Source organism: Rhizobacter sp. (assembly GCA_021153565.1).
GTDB lineage: Bacteria > Pseudomonadota > Gammaproteobacteria > Burkholderiales > Burkholderiaceae_C > Albitalea.
The window spans coordinates 1-16359 of the sequence record JAJKJU010000024.1 but is presented as its reverse complement, the minus strand read 5'-3'; the positions used below and the strand labels follow the sequence as shown (position 1 = coordinate 16359).

At 63.2% G+C, this 16359-nt stretch carries 14 protein-coding genes; 5 read left to right on the top strand and 9 right to left on the bottom strand.

Going from position 1 to position 16359, the window contains the following annotated elements; translation table 11 throughout:
• Nucleotides 1–387: 387 nt before the first annotated feature.
• Nucleotides 388–540, top strand: a complete 153-nt coding sequence (locus AC30NL_RS01845; RefSeq protein WP_489462310.1) for a hypothetical protein — start codon at nucleotides 388–390, stop codon at nucleotides 538–540.
• 403 nt (nucleotides 541–943) lie between these two features.
• Nucleotides 944–1318 (top strand): hypothetical protein, encoded by a 375-nt coding sequence (locus tag AC30NL_RS01840; protein ID WP_489462309.1) that lies wholly within the window; start codon nucleotides 944–946, stop codon nucleotides 1316–1318.
• Between the two features lie 147 nt (nucleotides 1319–1465).
• On the opposite strand, the gene AC30NL_RS01835 is transcribed toward AC30NL_RS01840, so the two are convergent.
• The 7 genes from AC30NL_RS01835 to AC30NL_RS01805 form a co-directional block, all read right to left on the bottom strand.
• Nucleotides 1466–2170, bottom strand: coding sequence for a DUF2894 domain-containing protein (locus AC30NL_RS01835; RefSeq protein ID WP_489462308.1), 705 nt, complete (start codon nucleotides 2168–2170; stop codon nucleotides 1466–1468).
• Entirely contained in the window at nucleotides 2167–2802 is a 636-nt protein-coding gene (locus AC30NL_RS01830) for an OmpA family protein (protein WP_489462307.1), read from the bottom strand. The genes AC30NL_RS01835 and AC30NL_RS01830 overlap by 4 nt, the downstream gene beginning before the upstream one ends.
• On the bottom strand, nucleotides 2799–4916 hold the full coding sequence (locus AC30NL_RS01825; RefSeq protein WP_489462306.1) for a DUF802 domain-containing protein: 2118 nt from the start codon (nucleotides 4914–4916) through the stop codon (nucleotides 2799–2801). The genes AC30NL_RS01830 and AC30NL_RS01825 overlap by 4 nt, the downstream gene beginning before the upstream one ends.
• A complete protein-coding gene (locus AC30NL_RS01820) occupies nucleotides 4913–5572 on the bottom strand; it encodes a DUF3348 family protein (protein WP_489462305.1) in 660 nt (219 codons plus the stop codon). Before AC30NL_RS01820 ends, AC30NL_RS01825 begins: the two co-directional genes overlap by 4 nt.
• Nucleotides 5573–6042: 470 nt before the next feature.
• Nucleotides 6043–8184 (bottom strand): hypothetical protein, encoded by a 2142-nt coding sequence (locus AC30NL_RS01815; RefSeq protein WP_489462304.1) that lies wholly within the window; start codon nucleotides 8182–8184, stop codon nucleotides 6043–6045.
• Nucleotides 8185–8292: 108 nt separating this feature from the next.
• Nucleotides 8293–10419, bottom strand: coding sequence for a hypothetical protein (locus AC30NL_RS01810; protein WP_489462303.1), 2127 nt, complete (start codon nucleotides 10417–10419; stop codon nucleotides 8293–8295).
• Nucleotides 10420–10605: 186 nt separating this feature from the next.
• On the bottom strand, nucleotides 10606–12843 hold the full coding sequence (locus tag AC30NL_RS01805; RefSeq protein WP_489462302.1) for a winged helix-turn-helix domain-containing protein: 2238 nt from the start codon (nucleotides 12841–12843) through the stop codon (nucleotides 10606–10608).
• Between the two features lie 262 nt (nucleotides 12844–13105).
• Between AC30NL_RS01805 and AC30NL_RS01800 the strand changes: the two genes are divergently transcribed.
• Genes AC30NL_RS01800 through AC30NL_RS01790 form a run of 3 tightly spaced genes read left to right on the top strand, consistent with a single transcriptional unit; the run spans nucleotide 13106 to nucleotide 15038 of the window.
• A complete protein-coding gene (locus tag AC30NL_RS01800) occupies nucleotides 13106–13597 on the top strand; it encodes a response regulator (RefSeq protein WP_489462301.1) in 492 nt (163 codons plus the stop codon).
• 51 nt (nucleotides 13598–13648) lie between these two features.
• Complete coding sequence (locus tag AC30NL_RS01795; protein ID WP_489462300.1) at nucleotides 13649–14347, top strand: sensor histidine kinase; 699 nt, start codon at nucleotides 13649–13651, stop codon at nucleotides 14345–14347.
• 19 nt (nucleotides 14348–14366) lie between these two features.
• Nucleotides 14367–15038 carry a response regulator transcription factor gene (locus tag AC30NL_RS01790; protein WP_489462299.1) on the top strand — a complete coding sequence of 224 codons (672 nt, stop codon included), beginning with the start codon at nucleotides 14367–14369 and terminating at the stop codon, nucleotides 15036–15038.
• Nucleotides 15039–15099: 61 nt separating this feature from the next.
• Here the strand turns inward: AC30NL_RS01790 and AC30NL_RS01785 are convergent, their stop codons facing one another.
• Nucleotides 15100–15633 carry a hypothetical protein gene (locus AC30NL_RS01785; protein ID WP_489462298.1) on the bottom strand — a complete coding sequence of 178 codons (534 nt, stop codon included), beginning with the start codon at nucleotides 15631–15633 and terminating at the stop codon, nucleotides 15100–15102.
• Nucleotides 15634–15688: 55 nt separating this feature from the next.
• Complete coding sequence (locus tag AC30NL_RS01780) at nucleotides 15689–16015, bottom strand: hypothetical protein (RefSeq protein WP_489462297.1); 327 nt, start codon at nucleotides 16013–16015, stop codon at nucleotides 15689–15691.
• Nucleotides 16016–16359: the final 344 nt, after the last annotated feature.

The following is a 16359-nucleotide window of genomic DNA, read 5'->3' as shown; positions in this document are numbered from 1 at the left end:
TGCTTCTTAGCGCGTCGCTGTTAACTTGTTGTTATCAGCGAAGAAAGCGATTTTGACATTTTTTCTAAAACCCTGTCAAGTACTCGGCTTTCTTGGTCTTCGTTGTTTGCTTGAATCTTTCGATTCGTCGGGCTGCGCCTTTTAAACGTTGCCCGCTGCAATCAGCGAAGACCGCGACTATAGCACCCTTTTTTAAAATCCGAATGTGCCCTAGTTCGTAGCGAGCAACCTCATAACGCCAAGCGGAAGGCCTGAGGGGGAGGGTCGCCGATCTGCTTGAACGTGAAGCCCTTTGCAAGCAAGTGCGCGGCTCGGCACACAACATGATCCATGTCCAACATGCCGCACAACATCGACGCCCCACCCTTCTGAACACAGCACCCTCCAATGCCGAACGCCGCCAGCTTCAATACTGGCGGCGTTCTGTTCATGCACCTAATGGCCATCGTTGACGTGAACACGACTGCATCGCTCAACGAACCCACGTCGACGATCGTCGTCTTGATGGCCCGGCCGACCATCACCGAGCTCGATCATTGATCCATCGAATTGGCTGATCACACTTGCCAACGGGACGACCTGCGCGCTGGCTAATCCTATGACCTCGCCCTCCGCCAGTTCGTGGTCTCCGATTCTGTTGTTTTCGGCGCCCGCAAGCCGGGCGAAGCTGGTTCGAGGGCGTGATCCGCGACCACCTCGACATCGGTCGGCCCGATCAGGTGACGCGGACCTTCGACCGACGAGTCAGCGTGCGAACCCCAGGCTCGTTCCGAACGAGGGTCATCACCCAGGGGGCGAACCGATCCTGAACTGCTACTACAAGTCTTCCCGGATCAAGCAGTACTTCAAGGAGGGCCGAGCTCTCCGTCCGAGACGGTGAGCTGCGATACGCATAACTTCGGCGTCGGCAGACGCGTGTGCGGAGGCCAAAGCGCAAGACGCGATGCCCGCCCCCGACGTGGGGACGTTCGCGCACGTGACCCAACCTTCGAGCAGTGAAGGCGGTCGCTACGCGCCAGCGCTGAGGTTCGACGACTCGCGCGTGATGGCGGTGCTGGCGGCGCTCGTCGGCTTCTGCCACGTAGTTGACGGATTTACCAACGGCCAGCTGGTCCAGCGCGTTGCTGCACTGCTCGACGCACCATACACGACCCGGCAAGCCCTGCGCCGCCTCAAACGCAAGGGCTTGATCCGCAGGCTTGAATCGGGCGAACCGTGGCCGTGCTCTTCACAAAGAGCTACGCTCGCGTCCTGCCCCACGGCTTGGCGATCCTTGACCCACGACTTTGCGATGACATCCGACGCCGCAGTCCGCTGACCACAGCATGGCAGGCGTTCCAGCGAGCCCTCAACGAATTAGTCGATCGAAGCCTCGTCGCAGCTTGACCAAAACTTGACATGATCGTGAACATCCAGGGCGCCTAGCCAGGCTAGGCTGGCTAGGCCGACCTGGTAGTCGTGGACGTCAGGCCTTGCGGACCTCCCGCGCGCCGGGTCGTCGCCGGCCCTCGGTGGGCGTCATTGGGCGGGCCGTGAGGTCGCCGGCGCCGCTAGCCTGCTCCAGCCATTGGAGCGTATCGATGTGGGACATGAAGGCATCAAGGTACTCCGGCGACACGTCGCGCATCGCCTGCAGCGCGCAGTTCACCAGGTGCGAGGAGTTCAGCGGGCCGGCCATTGCGGGAACCTGGGCTAGGGCCTGGCGTAGACGGTGTTCGGCCCGCAGGCGCGACCAAGTGCCCTTGAACACCACAACGGCCTTCAGCGGTGGTGGCGGTGCCACGCGCGACAGCGGCCCTGTTATCGACGCGTCTGTCTGGCGAGCCATACCCGGCCGAGGCTGCGTACTCAATACGGACGAAACCGGCGAGCGGCCGAGTCGGTCGACCAGATCAGACAGCCCGGCCAGCGCACATCGGCGCACGGCTGGCTCGTCCAGTGCTTGGTCGGCCTGATTGGTTGGCTTCGCCGCGGCATGTTCGTTCCGCAGCTCCTCGACACGTCGCATCAGCAGCCGACGCACCTCGCCCTGCTGGGCCGCTGCGCGGCGTGCCAGAGCCTCGATGACGCCGACTCCCACCGGGTCGACCGACTTCGCGCCCGGCGCGCCCCAAACCTCGACCGCGGCGAGTGGGTCGCGTCCGGCCTTTCCGGCCGCGTCGGCGCTCATACTGGCTTCGGCCGCGGCGTTGGCGCCATCTCGACACGCCGGTTGAGCGCGCGGCCGGCTGCGTCGGCATTCGAGGCCACTGGCTGTTGGGCCCCGAACGCGGCGGCGAACACCGCCGGCGAGGGAACTCCATCCTCGATCAGCGCGCGTGTCACGGTGAGTGCACGCTGGGCCGAGAGTTCCCAGTTGTCCGCGAATTTCGCGCGGCCACCATCGCGCACCTGCCGGTCGTCGGTGAATCCGCTGACCATCAGCACCTCGTCGCGCGCGGCCAGATAGGCGGCCAAAGGCCCGGCCAAGCTCTTGAGCAGCTGCCTGCCTTCCGGCTGCAGCTCTGCGGAATTGAACGCAAACAGCACGTTGCCGCTGATGCCTATGCGGCCGTTGGCCAGCGTCACGCGGCCGGTAGCCAGCGGGATGGCCAGCGCACGTTCCAGATCTGCACGGCGCTGCGCCTCAGCTTGGCGCTGTTGAACCTCAGCTTTCAGACGCTGGGCCAGGTCAAACTGCTGCCCCATCACGCACACCAGAATTAGCACGAAGGCGCCCAGGAGCCCGGCCATCAAATCGCCAAAGACTGCCCACACAGGCGTGGTCAAGTCCAGGCTGTCGTCAAGCTCGTCGTGCGTCATGCGGCGTCAGCCTCCGCCTGAGCAACGGCTGGGGCGGAGACGCCCACAGGCGTCCTGGCCAGATGCTGCAGGTCCTCGACGATCTGCCTTTGCGAGCCTAGCGTCAGGTCGATGATCTCGCGCGCCTGCGCCACGTAATAGGCCAGCTGCTCGTCGCTGCGCGCCATTGAGTGGCCGAGTGCTCCCTCGATACGCTGCAATTGCGCCATCAGCTGCTCGCTGGCCCTGCTGAACAGATGCACTGCCAAGCCGAAACCCTCGCCCAGACTCGCCACCTCGGCCGCGCCGAGCGTCACCTGCGCGGCCACCGACTGCAGCGTGCGCGACTCCGCCTCGACGGTCTCGGCGAAACGAGCACCTACCCGATCCAGCACGTCTGTGGTGGCGTGCACCAGCGTGTCGATCGCAGTCCGCTGTTCGCTGCTGGCGTGGTTCACCGCGTCGAGCAAGCCGCCCAGCGTGGCCATCATGCGGTTGCGCTCGTCGAGCGCCGCGCTGTCGCGCACCAAGCTGTCGCTGAGCGCACGGCGCAGTTCGCCGATGACCTCGGCCGCTGCGCGTGGGGCCTCCGATGCCGCCTGCACCAGCCGCTCGATCTCGCCGATTGTGGCGCGCGTGTGGGCTTCGGCTTGCGCGGTAATGGCATGTGCGGTGTGCTCCAGCGTCGTGCAGATCTGCCGCTGGCGCTCGGCCATCGCCGTGCCCTCTTGCTGGGCGTGGTGCTGTAGCGTGGTGGTCATCGTGACCAGACCGTCGTGCACGGCAGTCATCCGTTTGTGCTCGCGCGCGGCGGCAGCAGCATCCCATGCAGCGTGTGCCGCGGCCACGTCGCGCAACAGTGCGGCAGCGTGCTGTTCGAAGCCCGCCACAGTAGCCGACCAAGCTTCGCGGGTGTGCTGCGTGAGCGCCTCGTTGCCTTCCCTTTGCTGGGCCAGCGCTTGGCCCCATGACTCGGCCCACAGGTCAGCGCTACGGTCCATCCGCGCGGCCATTCCATCCAGCAGAGCGGCGGAGCGCTGCTCGAAGGTCTGCACGAAGCGGTCCATGCCGACGCGCAGGACCTGCGTTACGGCTTCGTTGTGTCGCTGCTGGTCGGCCAGGCCCGCCTGCCAGCGCTCGGCCAACGTGGTGGTCGTGGTGTCTAAGCGCGCGGCCACGCCGTCGATCTGGTGCTGCACCGCGGCCGTCAGCGTATCGCGCAGATTGCTGGCTTCGCGCGCCAGGCCAGCCATCGTCGCCTGCACCGCGGGTTCGATGACAGCTGCGGCCAGCCGTGCGCTTTCGGTCAAGCTGACCTTCAAGGACCGGTCCACAGAATTGGCCAGTCCCGTGTAAGCGCGCTGTGCTTCCCCCTGGAACTGCGCCTGGCTTGCCAAAAGGCGGTCTTGCAAGGTGTCGCCCTGGCGCTCCATTTGCACCACCAAGCTCTGCAACTGGGTCACAAGCGCGGGCATCACTTCGGTCTGCACCTGCAAAAGGCGCAGCGATTCCTCGCGCTGGTGCGCGCGCGAGAAGCTCCTCAGAGTGGTGCTGATGCACGCATCAAGCTGCTGAGCCGTGCGCTGACGTTCGCGCCGCGCCAGAGCCGACATAAGCCCCAGCATCGCTGAAGCCGCCACACCCGCAACCGAGGTGCCGAAGGCCAGACCCAGGCCCTTGACCGGCGCTGCCAACGACGCGCGGATGGCCTCCACGTCGGTGGCGTTCTCCAGCGCGAGGCCAGTGCCCTTGAGCGTGATCACCATGCCCAGGAAGGTACCCAACATGCCCAGCAGCACCAGGAAGCCGGCCAGGTAGGGCGTGAGTGCCGGGCCCGGCAGCGCGACGCGCTCGCCTTCAACGCGCAGCCGAACGGCGTTTTGCAGGCTGGGATGCAGAGGGGCGAGCCACACACTCAGACTGGGCGGAGATTCGTTCGCCGTGGCCAGCACTTGCGCCAGGCCTGTGGTGGCCTGCTGGAAGCGGTGAAGTTCCAGCGAGCCCATCAAAAAAAATGTTCCGATGAGCAGCACCAGCGCCAGCGCCACCGGGTTGCCAGGGATGTAGCCCGTTCCCACCCAGGCAACGGCAAGAAGACCTACCGCAAAGGCGGCGTGATGGAGTGATCGGTTCATGTCGGTTGATGTGTGCGAAGCGTGTCAAGCAGGCCCTGGACGGGCAGCATCCGATGTGCCAGTTCGGCCCGGAGCACGCGGTCCATGTCTTCGCGGAAGACCTCCAGCCAGCGGGTGTCGTCACCCGCGGCTCGTTGCATCCGCTCGAAGTGCGCCTGCAGTCGCAGCGGCACGAGGCCCAGCAGGCTCCGTTCGAACGCGGCGAGAGTCTGGTCCATCACGGCATCGATGGCGGCCAGCCGAGCCAGTGCGGGCGAGCGCCGCGAAAGCGCGTCCCGCAGCCGCTGCCGCAGTGCACCGATGGAATCCTGCATCGCCTTCTGCTGGGCGATGCAGTGGCGTTGGAGCGGGCCGAAGTCGGTCGGGCTCGATGCGGTCTCTCGGGGGCCGGCGACGATAGACGCCTCCAAAGCCACCCGCACCCGCTGGAAGTCCGCCTCTTCGCCGTCAAAGCCACAGGACCGGACGGGGGCTAACGCTGACGGTGCTGCGTTCAGCACCGAGGAAAGCGCGATGGCATCCGTCCAGCTGAGCCAGTGGCCCAGGCGCTCGGCGAAGGCCATGCGGGAAGCGGCTGGTGGTGCGTCCGCGATGCGCGCCAAGAGGCTGATGAGCTCCGAACCGGCGACGCCCGGGCTGGGTGACCCGTGCAGCATAAAAGCCAGTCGAAGGATCGGTTAAAGGACGCGAAGTTTACTACCCGCGCAGCGGCGGTCTCCGCGACGCCCCGCCAGGCGCGTGGCGAACTGGATTCGCCGCCAAAACCCGAGGTAACGATTCCTCGGGCTCGTTCCTCCAGACGCAGAAGGCGATGAATGCGCTCACGCCAATATGTGCAGCAGTCGCGAGCTGCACGCGAGTCCACGCCGGTGATTTGATTCGACGATGGCAAGCGCGAGAGCGCCGACGGCGACGATGAGCAGCGCCATTTGCCATTTCGACCACGTCGACCTTTCGCCGTGTCGCTACTCTGACTCGTTCAACAACCCCGCACCGCGCCACAGAGAGAGGGCGCCAATCGGTTGATTGATGAAGAAGGCCCATGGCCAGCCGACACCGACCGAGCCGAGACTGAAGCCCACGGCTGCCGCAAAGCCGGGCACCGCATCCCATCAGGTCGGGCAGCTCACCCTTGGCTTGCGGAGGATCTGATCGAGTGGGCCATCAAGGATCTGCACACTGCCGGCTCGACTTTGCCCCGATAGACCATCACGTTCTCGTGACCTTCGCAGGCACGGGCATCCTGCCACTGACGGTTGCGGCCGCGTTCGATGTCGGACTTGAGGTGGCAAGCCGCGAAATCTGCGTCCGGCAGCTCGTGCAACTGTCGGGCATGCACTTGTCGATGCGTATGCAGATGCAGCCATATTGGCCGCGGCATCGTCTTATTGCGCAGCGGCGCAGGCTGCAGCTTGATCTCGAACAGCTTGCAAGGCTCGCTCTTGAGCGCGCTCGGCGGTCCCGCGGGCGCCAGCTGGCCGGCACGGTGCAGCTGCTGGATGTGCTGTTGCGTTGGGAACGAGTAGGTCTTCATGTGCTCGATGGCAGCCTCGGCCATGCCTTCCTTGAGCGAGCGAGCAATCCCATTGACCTGCGCCAATAGATTTTTGAGCTGGCCCGTCAGTTCATGCACGTCGTTCAATTGTGGGCCCAGCTGCTTGCGCAATTGTGGGTTGCTCAGCTCGGTAACGCAGGCTTCCATCTCACCGGCTTTCGCCTCCAGAATCTTGATCGTCTCTTTCACCAGATAGTTGGCGTTCTCCGGCGATCGCTCGCGCCGTGCCCGCGCCACCTCCCGCTCGTGCGCGGACAGGTCGAATTCCAACAATCGAGCAAGCCACTGCACCGGCGGCTCAGCCGACAGGGACGATGAAGCGCTCGCCACGCTCGGTGCCGCGTCAACGAGCAGCTTGGTACCCAGCGCCGAGCGTCCAAGCACTTGGGTCGGGACACTGCCGGTCGACGAAGACGAAGACGAAGACGAAGACGAAGGCGCAGGCGCAGCGGAGACACGTGCTTGCAACGCTCCAGAAGCAGCGTCAGCAACCGCCGCTCTCCCCTTGACTGGCTGCGGCACGACTTCACCGGGCGGCGTCTGCGCGTGGACATCGATGGTGCGCCTAATGTCGTTCGCGGTCACCCAAACGGACTCGAAGATCTTGTTCATCAGATCCACCAGTTCGCCCGGCACCTCGGTCCCCACGGGTACCTCGTGCAGTCGGTCACCAGCGCGTTCCACACCCGAGGCGAATTCCTGGAGCCGGTCCACGATGCCCTCGAGCACTTCGAGGGTCGCCTCGTCCAGGTTGCTGGCCTGCATCGTGGATCTGAAGGCCGGGATGATGTCCTCGGGCAGCGTATTCAGCAGATCCACTGTGGCGTCCAGCGATTCTTTCATCGGGCCGCCGCCTGCGGCACGTCCCTTGATTTTGACGATCGCAAACTGCGCCAAGGACTGCACCATCATGAAGTGCGACAACGCGATGTGGAAAGTATGCTGTCGCATGATGGCTGCATCCGACTCACGACTCTGCGGAGTTACCCCCGCTACATGAGCAGGGCTCTGGAGCATGGACAGCACTTGCTCCCGGCGCGCAGCGAAGTCATTCCATAGCTGCACCGTCGCCTTGGTGGGCTTGTCCAGCTTTGCAAAGAGTTTGTCCAGGTTCATCCGATTGCTTTCTTGTCTCTGTGCATTAGCCTCGATCAAGCCGTTGAGTATGTTCCGCAGCTTGTCCGTTTCAGCATCCAGGGCGTCAGCACTCGGATAGAGCTGCTCGGTAAGCTTCTTGTCCGTGGAAATCACAAGGTCGCAAATCTCACGGACCTTGCTGTCTGCAAGGAGCCGAATAGCCGCGCGCCTCGGCAGGCTTGCATAGAGCTTGAATATGGCCTGAGCTGCGTTGATGATGCCCGCGAACGTCTCGCGCGAGACTCCCCACAGCTTGACGACTTCTCTCAAGGAGTCGAGCTCGTTCAGCCGAGCGCTTATTGTCCGCTTGGCCGACGCAGCGGCGGCCTTGCTCGCCTCGACGGGCTCTCGTCGCTGGGCAGCGACTTGCGACGAGGACGGCAGCCCTCGACGTGGGGTCATTGCACCGCCCGCCTGCTCTGCCGGCCGATCATGCAGCGTCAACGCCTGCAACTCGCCCGACACCTCCGTGGGGCGCTGTGCCGGGACGCGAGTTCCGGGATCGGCTTGCGCAGTGCTCAGGGGCGGGGACGAAGCGGCTCGTGCCTCGGAAGGCGTTTGGGAAATGTTCTTCATGGAGTGCTATATGGCGTTGCAGGCTCTCATCCTGCGCTTGTCCGCCTCATGTGCGGGATTCAATGCGAACCGATTCACAGAAATACGAATCCGGCTCGCTTCGCGGGCTCACAAGGTCATCAAAGACCTGCACAATGCCGGCTCAACCTTGCCCCGATAGATCATCACGTTCTCGTGACCTTCCCGGGCACGGGCGTTTTGCCATTGGCGGTTGCGCCCGCGTTCGACGTCGGACTTGACGTGGCAAGCCACGAAATCCGCGTCTTCTAGCTCGTGCAACTGCCGCGCATGCACCTCCTGCTGCGTATGCAGATGCAGCCACATCGGACTCGGCATCGTCGCATTGCGCAGCGGCGCAGGCTGCAGCTTGATCTCGAACAGCCTGCACGGCTCGCTCTTGAGCGGGGTCGGCTGCCCCACGGGCGCCAGCTGGCCTGCCTGGCACAACTGCTCGATGTGCGCCTGCGTCGGAAACGCGTAGGTCTTCATGTGCTCGATGGCGGCCTCGGCCATGCCTTCCTTGAACGACCGGGCCTCGCCCTTGACCTGGGCCAATAGAGTTCTCAGCTGCCCGATCTGTTGATGCACCTCGTTCATCTGCGCGCCGCCCAGCTGCTTGCGAAATTGTGGTTTGCTCACCTCGGAAAGGCAGGTTTGCATCTCATCGGCCTTCGCCTCCAACAGCTTGATCGTCTCGGCCACGAGATGGCCGGTGTTCTCCGGCGAATACTCCGATCGTGCCCGCGACACCTGCCTCTGATGCGCAGGAAGATCAAACTCCAGCATGCGCGCCAGCCTTTGCAGCAGCGGCTCGGCTGGCGCCACAGAAGACGAACTCGCCACCACCGGTGTCGCATCGACGAGCAGCTTGGTGCCCAGTGCCGATCGACCCACCACCTTGGATGGCTCGGCGGCAGCCCTTGCTTTGGCCTTGGCCTTGGCCTTGGCGTTGCCCTTCCCCTTGCCCTTCCCCCTTCCTGCGGGCGCGCGGGAACCCTCAGCGGCATTCGGCGCCGAACGTTGCGGGCCCGCCGACGGCGTGGCCTCGTCGCGCGACTCGACATGCGCCAGCAGCGTTCGCCTCACGTCGTCCGCGGTCACCCACACCCTCTCCATTAACTTGTCCAGCAGGCGCACGGGATCATCCGACGCATTGGTTTCGGCGCCAAGCGCGCGCAACCGAGCCGTGGCGCGGTCCACCCCCGAAGCGAACTCCTGGAGCCGGCCGATAACCCCGTCAAGCACCGTCCGGGTCGAGTCGTCCATGCGATACGTGTTCATCACCACCGGGGTAGTGGTTTTGAAGGCCGGGTCGATGTCGTCGCGAAATGTGACCAGCTCCGCTATCGCATCGCGGAAAGCATGCCTCACTGGATCGTCGGATTGCCGCGTAAGAGACCGGGAGGCCACGAAGAAGAGCACGAACTCCACGGCCACCTGGAGCGCCAAGGATCGCGTCATCGTGACTTGGCCCATCTTCATGCGCAGGCCGCCGGCTTCCTTCTCGCGCTCCTTCGGTGAACTACCCAGAACATGGGTGACGCTGATCATCATGGAGAGCACTTTGTCCGCTCGCCCGGCCCGCTGGTCATGGAACTGCAACTTCGCCTCGTTGAACCTGTTCACCTCCGCATACAGCCCGCTCAAGTCGATCTGCTCGCCGCTTCCTCTTTGCTTATTGGCGTCGACCAGGTTGTCCAGCAGCTTGTCTATCTTTTCACTTTTTGCTGTCAGCTCATCAAAGGCCGGTTTGTTCAGCTCGTTAATTTTGTTATCCGCCGCCATCGCATGGTCGCGTATATGGAGCACCCGGCTGTCCGGCAGCGCGCGAACAGCAACCTGCCTCGGCAGACTCGCGTAGTAGTCGAATACCGCCTTGCTTGCGTCGATGCGGTCTTCGAGACCCTCGGGCGAACCGTGCTTAAGCATCAGCTCAAAGTCAGCGAGGGGCTCCAGCAACCGATCCATTTCGCGTTTCGCTTGCGGAACCGAGACTTCGATCGCCGCGGCCGGCTGCGGCCGCTCGGCAGCGCCTTGCGGTGAAAGCGGCAGATTGGAGCGGGGCGCAATCGCGGCGTCGGGCGCTCCGGCAGGCCGTGATTGCAGAGTCAGCCCTTGCAATTCGCTCGAGAGCGCGGGACGCCGGTGCGGAACGCCGGATGTTTCGGGTTCGGCTCGCGTCGCAAGCGGGGGTGGCGACGCCGGCGCAGCGGACGTGTTGGGAATATTGACCATGGAGCGTAGAAGCGGAATTTGCAGTCGCCATGGTGCTCGGCTCGGACGCATGCGTCCTCTCAAATGCGAAGCCAAATGCGCGCAACCGAATCTGCTGCGCAGATTCAAGCAACGCCGGATTTTTGCCAAGCCGTCTCGGCAATCACTTCGCTGAGCGGCTTCACGCGGCCAGTCGAAACCTCCGCGTCACATTCCAGTCGGCAACCGCGGCGCCGGTGGCAAGGCCGGCAACGACAAGGGCGTCTCTCTTTCTGCTGCTTCATAGACTTCGCCAAGGCCGGCATGGTAGGCGGACAGAGGCGATTCGATGCTGGCGGCAAAGCGCCGATGAGCATGTGCAGCAGCCGCGTACTGGCCCCTGGCGAACTTGAACCTGGCATCAAGGGCCATACCCGCAGGGTGTTCCTGCAGCCAAGGGCCCAAGTCGCGAAGGAACCAGTTGGCCTCGTCGAGGTTGCCGGCCTCGACGGCAAGCCATGCGCCGTTCAATCCTGCGTAGGCACGCCAAAGCCCTCTTGGCGCGGTCTCGACAACCGCCAAGAGATCCGCATGAGCACGCGTATGGTCGCCGCGTGAATGGGCTCCGATGGCGCGGCATACGCTCAGCCCTGCCTGAAGGTCAGGGTCCGCGCGGAATTCCGGGAGCTTGTGTGCCTCTTCGCTGGCCTCGGTCGCTTCGTCCAAGCGCTCGGCGAGCACCAGCGACATGACGAGCCAAGGCGACAGCTCATGCATGTACAGCCAATTCCGATGCTCGCGACAGATCGCCATGGCCTCACGCATGCACGTCAAGGCATCATCGTGCGCACCTTCGGATGCGGCGTGATGGGCGTGCGCCCGCAGGACCTCCGCACGCACCATGGGCATCCGCATGTCGACATCCTGTGCAATGGTGAGGACGCGAGCCGACTGAGCAGGCGCTCGAAGTTCTCGGTACACCCAGCACAGCGCCTCGGTGACGTAGGCAAGATGCACTGTGTCTTCCAAGGTCTGCGCGGCGGCAAGCGCAGCCTCACCATGCTCGACCGCCTCCTTCATCAGGCCGAGATCGAAGCAGGGGTAGATGAGGTTCAACGAGGCGGTGGTCAGCATCTGATTGAGCCGGTACTCCTTGCTCAACTGGACAGTCTTGCAACCAAGCTGCACGCCGCGCACCGGATCGCCCTGTTTGGTGGCGGCGAGCGCCGAGTAGTGCAGCGCGCGCAAGGCATCCACGCGATTTGCCGTGGACTCGATGCTTTGGTCCCCATCACCGATGAGTTCGTGAAAGCGTACGAAGTCGCGTTCAAGTATGGCGATCTTCGACATCTTGATGCGTGCGGACCAGTGCTCGTCGGGCAGTCCATGCAAGTCGGCCAGGCGCATCGCTTCCGCGAGATGCCATTTGCCCGGCGAGAACTGGTGGAGCGTCATACATCCGTGACCTATCGCCTGATGGACGGCAATTGCGAGTCGGTCATTGCCTGTCTCCTCGGCAAGCGCCAGCAGTTCTTTGCCCAGCGGTGCCGCGCTGTCATCGCCATGGCAGGCCAAAGCTCGCAACAAGTCGAGTCTCGCGCCGGTGTTCAGCGGTTCGATGTCGAGGACCATCCTGAACAGATTGATGGCAGTCTTCCAGTTCTGCTGAGCCGACGCCTGCAGTGCGCGCGCAATCGCGTGATTGACGAACACGTCCTTTGACTCATAGGCAACCGACACCGTGCCGCCGTCTGCCGCGAACAGCTCTTCTTCGAGGGCAGATGCGAGGCGTTCGCCAAGTTGGGTGAGCTCCTTGCCCATCAGACGCTTGAGCGTGGGCTGCGATGACGTCCAGTAGTCCAGCCAGTACTCGTCACCAGTACGACCTATGGCGGCATGCACCACATGGCTCACGCCCAGGAGCTGCCGCAAGGCGTCCCAGTCTTGCGGTGTCGCGTGCGAAGGAAGCGATCTCAGGGCGGGAAGCAAGGACGGAATTGACGGCATGCGCACGCGGACATCCGTGCTCAATGCCTCGGCCACCATGGACATCAGTCCCAATTCGATCCAGTCGAGATCCGGCAGCCCCGTGCGGTTTTCAAAAGGCAACAACGCCAGAAAGTACGGGTCAGGAGGCTCTGGCGCCGCCGACTCCTGCAAGATGCCGATGAAGCGATAGCCCGCGCCGTGGACAGTCTTGATGAGCCGTGACTCTTGACCGTCGTCGCCGATCGCTTGCCGCGCCTTCATGACGGCCCGCGGGACCACGCTGGACGACACGAATTCGCTGGGCCACAGCTTCGTCAGCAACTCGTCCTTGGACACTACACGATGCCGTTGCTCAATCAGATAGATCAGCGCATCGAAGGGCTTGGGCTCGAGCACTTGCCGCACCCCGTCACGGACAATTTCACGCGAGTTGATGCACACCTCGCAGCGATCGAACCGAATTTTTGTGTGTTCCATGCGCGTTTCGGCCCCGTGCTTACGCCCTGTTTTTGATGAATGCAAAGCCCAGATCGCCAACACTCAAAACGAAGTAATGGCTAGCATCATCATTTATGATTCTATCGGGTGAACAAACAATCAGTTATTGATGGTGCATCGACTAATGCACAGCAACCAGCGTCGTGCAACAAACGCAGGACGGTGCCAGACGGCGACAGCTCGGCCATTGGTGCCAGAGAAGCCGCGTAGACTTGGCCACAATTCCTCAATGGCGTGGCGAATGAAGCCGATTGCTGACACTGAATCCCCACCGCAAACCATCCTCACCGTAGACGACCAGCCCGCGAACTTGCGGGTTCTGATCGACTGCCTGGAGCGCAAAGGCCTTCACGTGCTCGTGGCGCTCAGTGGTGAAGAAGCCCTCGAACGGGCCAATTTCGTACTTCCCGACCTCATCTTGCTGGACGTGCATATGCCCGGCCTCGACGGCTTCGCCACCTGCCGACAGCTCAAGACCAATCCATTGACGCAGCGCATTCCAGTGATCTTCATGACAGGAGCGACCGAGACTCGCGACAAGCTCGCAGGCTTTGCGGCCGGCGGCGTCGACTATGTAACCAAGCCGATCAGCGAACCAGAGGTGCTGGCCCGCATCGATACGCACTTGTCCGTGAGCGCATTGCGGCGCCAGCTCGAAATCAAGAATGCACAACTGGAACGTTCGAACGTCGAACTGAAGCAATTGGCCATCGAACGTGCCGTTCGCGCCTGAGCGGAGGGCGAATCGGCCGGACTGCGCAAACTCCTCGAAGAGCGCGACCAGATGCTGGCCGAACGCGAGGACATGCTACAGCTGCTCGCCCACGAAGTGCGACAGCCCTTGAACAACGCATCGGCCGCATTGCAGAGCGCCTCGTCGGCGATCGCGGCGTCCGGCGGCGACGGCAGCCCCGACATCCGCAAGCCGCTCGTGCGTGCGGTGAACGTGCTGGACCACGTGATCGGCACACTCAACAACGCGCTCGCTGCCGCGACAATGCTTACCTCTGGTGCGACCGAGACCATCGCCGACACCGACCTCGACGCGCTCGTCGGTCTCGTGGTTCACGACATGGCGGTTGAAGAACGCGGGCGAATCATGACCGAATCGCTGACTGCCATGCGCACGGTTCAGGTTCAACCGGTACTGATGCGACTGGCACTCTCCAATTTGCTCGCCAATGCACTGGCCTACTCGCCTCCCAACTCCGTCGTGCGACTGTCAATCAAGGATTCGGACGAACTTCCCGCCATGGCTTTCGAGATCTCGGACAACGGCAACGGGATTGCGCCTGAGCTGCTACCCAAGGTGTTCGACAAGGGCACGCGGGGCCGGGATGCACATTCGAAGGCGGGCGCGGGCCTGGGCCTCTACATCGTCAGAAAGGTGGTCGAGTTGCACAAGGGGACGATCGAAATCATTCCGAATTCGCCGCGGGGCAGCATTGCCCGCATGACGATTCCCCAGGGCGTCGAGGTCTGAGCCGATGCTTCCTTCCACCATGGCAGTGATCGATGATGACCGAGAGTTCGGCGAATACCTCGCCCAGTACCTCGAACAGCGCCAGGTGAGCGTGCGGGTCTTCTGCGACAGCGACGAATTCCTAACTTCGGCCGGCGCGTACGAGTACGACTTCTACGTGGTAGACCTCATGCTACCGGGCGTAGACGGCATCGATCTCATTCGGCTCGTGCGCCGCAAGGGACCCGCCGGGATTGTGGTGGTGTCCGGGCGCGTCGGTGCCGACGTGTTCGACTCGGTTCTGCGCGCTGGTGCAGACATGTACCTGATGAAACCCGTGCGCTTCGAGCAGGTCACGCTCGCCATCGAGGCGGTACAGCGCCGCGTCGACGGCAGCCGCGCCCAGGCCGCGGTTTGGCGACTGGACCGGGCCGCCCGCAAACTCATGGCTCCCGACGGCGCGCGCATCGAGTTGAGCGAGAACGACCTTGCGGTGGTGGAGTGTTTTGCCGCCGCCGATGGCGCGACCGTGACGCGCGCGACCCTGTGCGAGCGGCTGGGGCGCGACCCAGAGGGTGAAGCGGACAACCTGCTGCACGCCGCCATTTACCGGCTGCGCCGGCGCATCGAGCGGGCGACTAGCTCTACCGTGCCATTGCACTCTGAGCAGAAAGTCGGCTACACGTTCCGCGGCAAGTTGACCACGGTCTAAGTTTTCTCCCGCTTCTCCCACAAACAAATGCGACGGGCTTCCTACGCCTAGCCGCTATCGCTCAGGTGGGCAGCTGAGCCCCATTCAATGATGGGGGCTCAGCTGCGTTCGGAATTGCCGGCTCGCGACCAGTGCGGCACGCCCTCCATTGCTGGTCGGCTTCCAAAAAAATGGAGACGCTGACTTCCTCGATGCTCATCTTGCGAAGCGAATCCAGGTCCGAGTCGATGTTGATCAGTCCGCGGTCCATCAGGGCCAGCGTCAGGCGCGACTGCAACGCGACGATTTCCGCCGGCGGTTGTGCGCCGGCCAACGCGGCGAGTTGCCGGTGCGCGCCAGAAAGCAAGGCCGGCGGCAACCGATCGAAGCTCGGCGGACGCTGACGACTGAGGAGTCGCTCGAGCACGGTGAGGTGATGTAGGACAGCACGCGCTGCGGCATGTCGATTCAGCAGGTCGGAGAGCTGACCTTTCAACTTGCTGACATCAGATGGGCCTGAAAGATCTAACGCAGCCGGTACACGGCGGACGGTTATGGGCTTTTCGAGCACGATCTGCCAATCGAAGCCCTTGCGGCGCAAATAGATGGGACGCATCAAGAAGCGTTTCAGCCTAAGGCTGATGCCAAAGGAGCGTGTGCTCGATCCCATGTCAGCCAAACGAGTAATGTGAGGGGACGGATGCGGGAGTCTGCTCGATCCACGGTGCCGGCACGAGCGGATCGATCCACTTGCTGTCCGGCACGTCCGCCAATAGCGCGGCACCCGTCGCGAATTGCTGCCGGACTCCCTGGTTGTCACGCCAACATATCAGCCCACGCTTCGTCGCCGGCACGGACACTAGGAATTGGTGGCTGACGTCGTGCGTGCATTCAGCTCGTTCCAAGCTTCGAATTTCGGCCGAACGCAGGCCGAAATGCCGACTGATACACGCCGCCAGCCGCGCTGTGCGGGCGCTGTGCAGTTCAAATTCTTCCATGCCTGGCACCCATGACTACTGCAATGGAGGGATCGTGGAGGGGCCGGAGCCAGATTGCATGATGCATTGTTGACGGTTTCATGAGGATCGACGACGTTGCCGTCAGGCCACCCGTCACAGAAGAACCTGCACACCGATCGCTGGGTAGGCCATGGATGCCGTCCCAAACGTACCGAGAACCCAAGCGACACTCGCGACTTCTATCCGGTTCTTGTTCATCGGCTCGCAGCTTCGCTCCACGCCTCCTTCCCACACTCGGTCGCCCTCATGCAGTTGCGCTTCGCTTCGTTCGTCGTGATCAACTTACGGCGGGACTTGCACCCACAAGAGTGCGCCCATGCTGG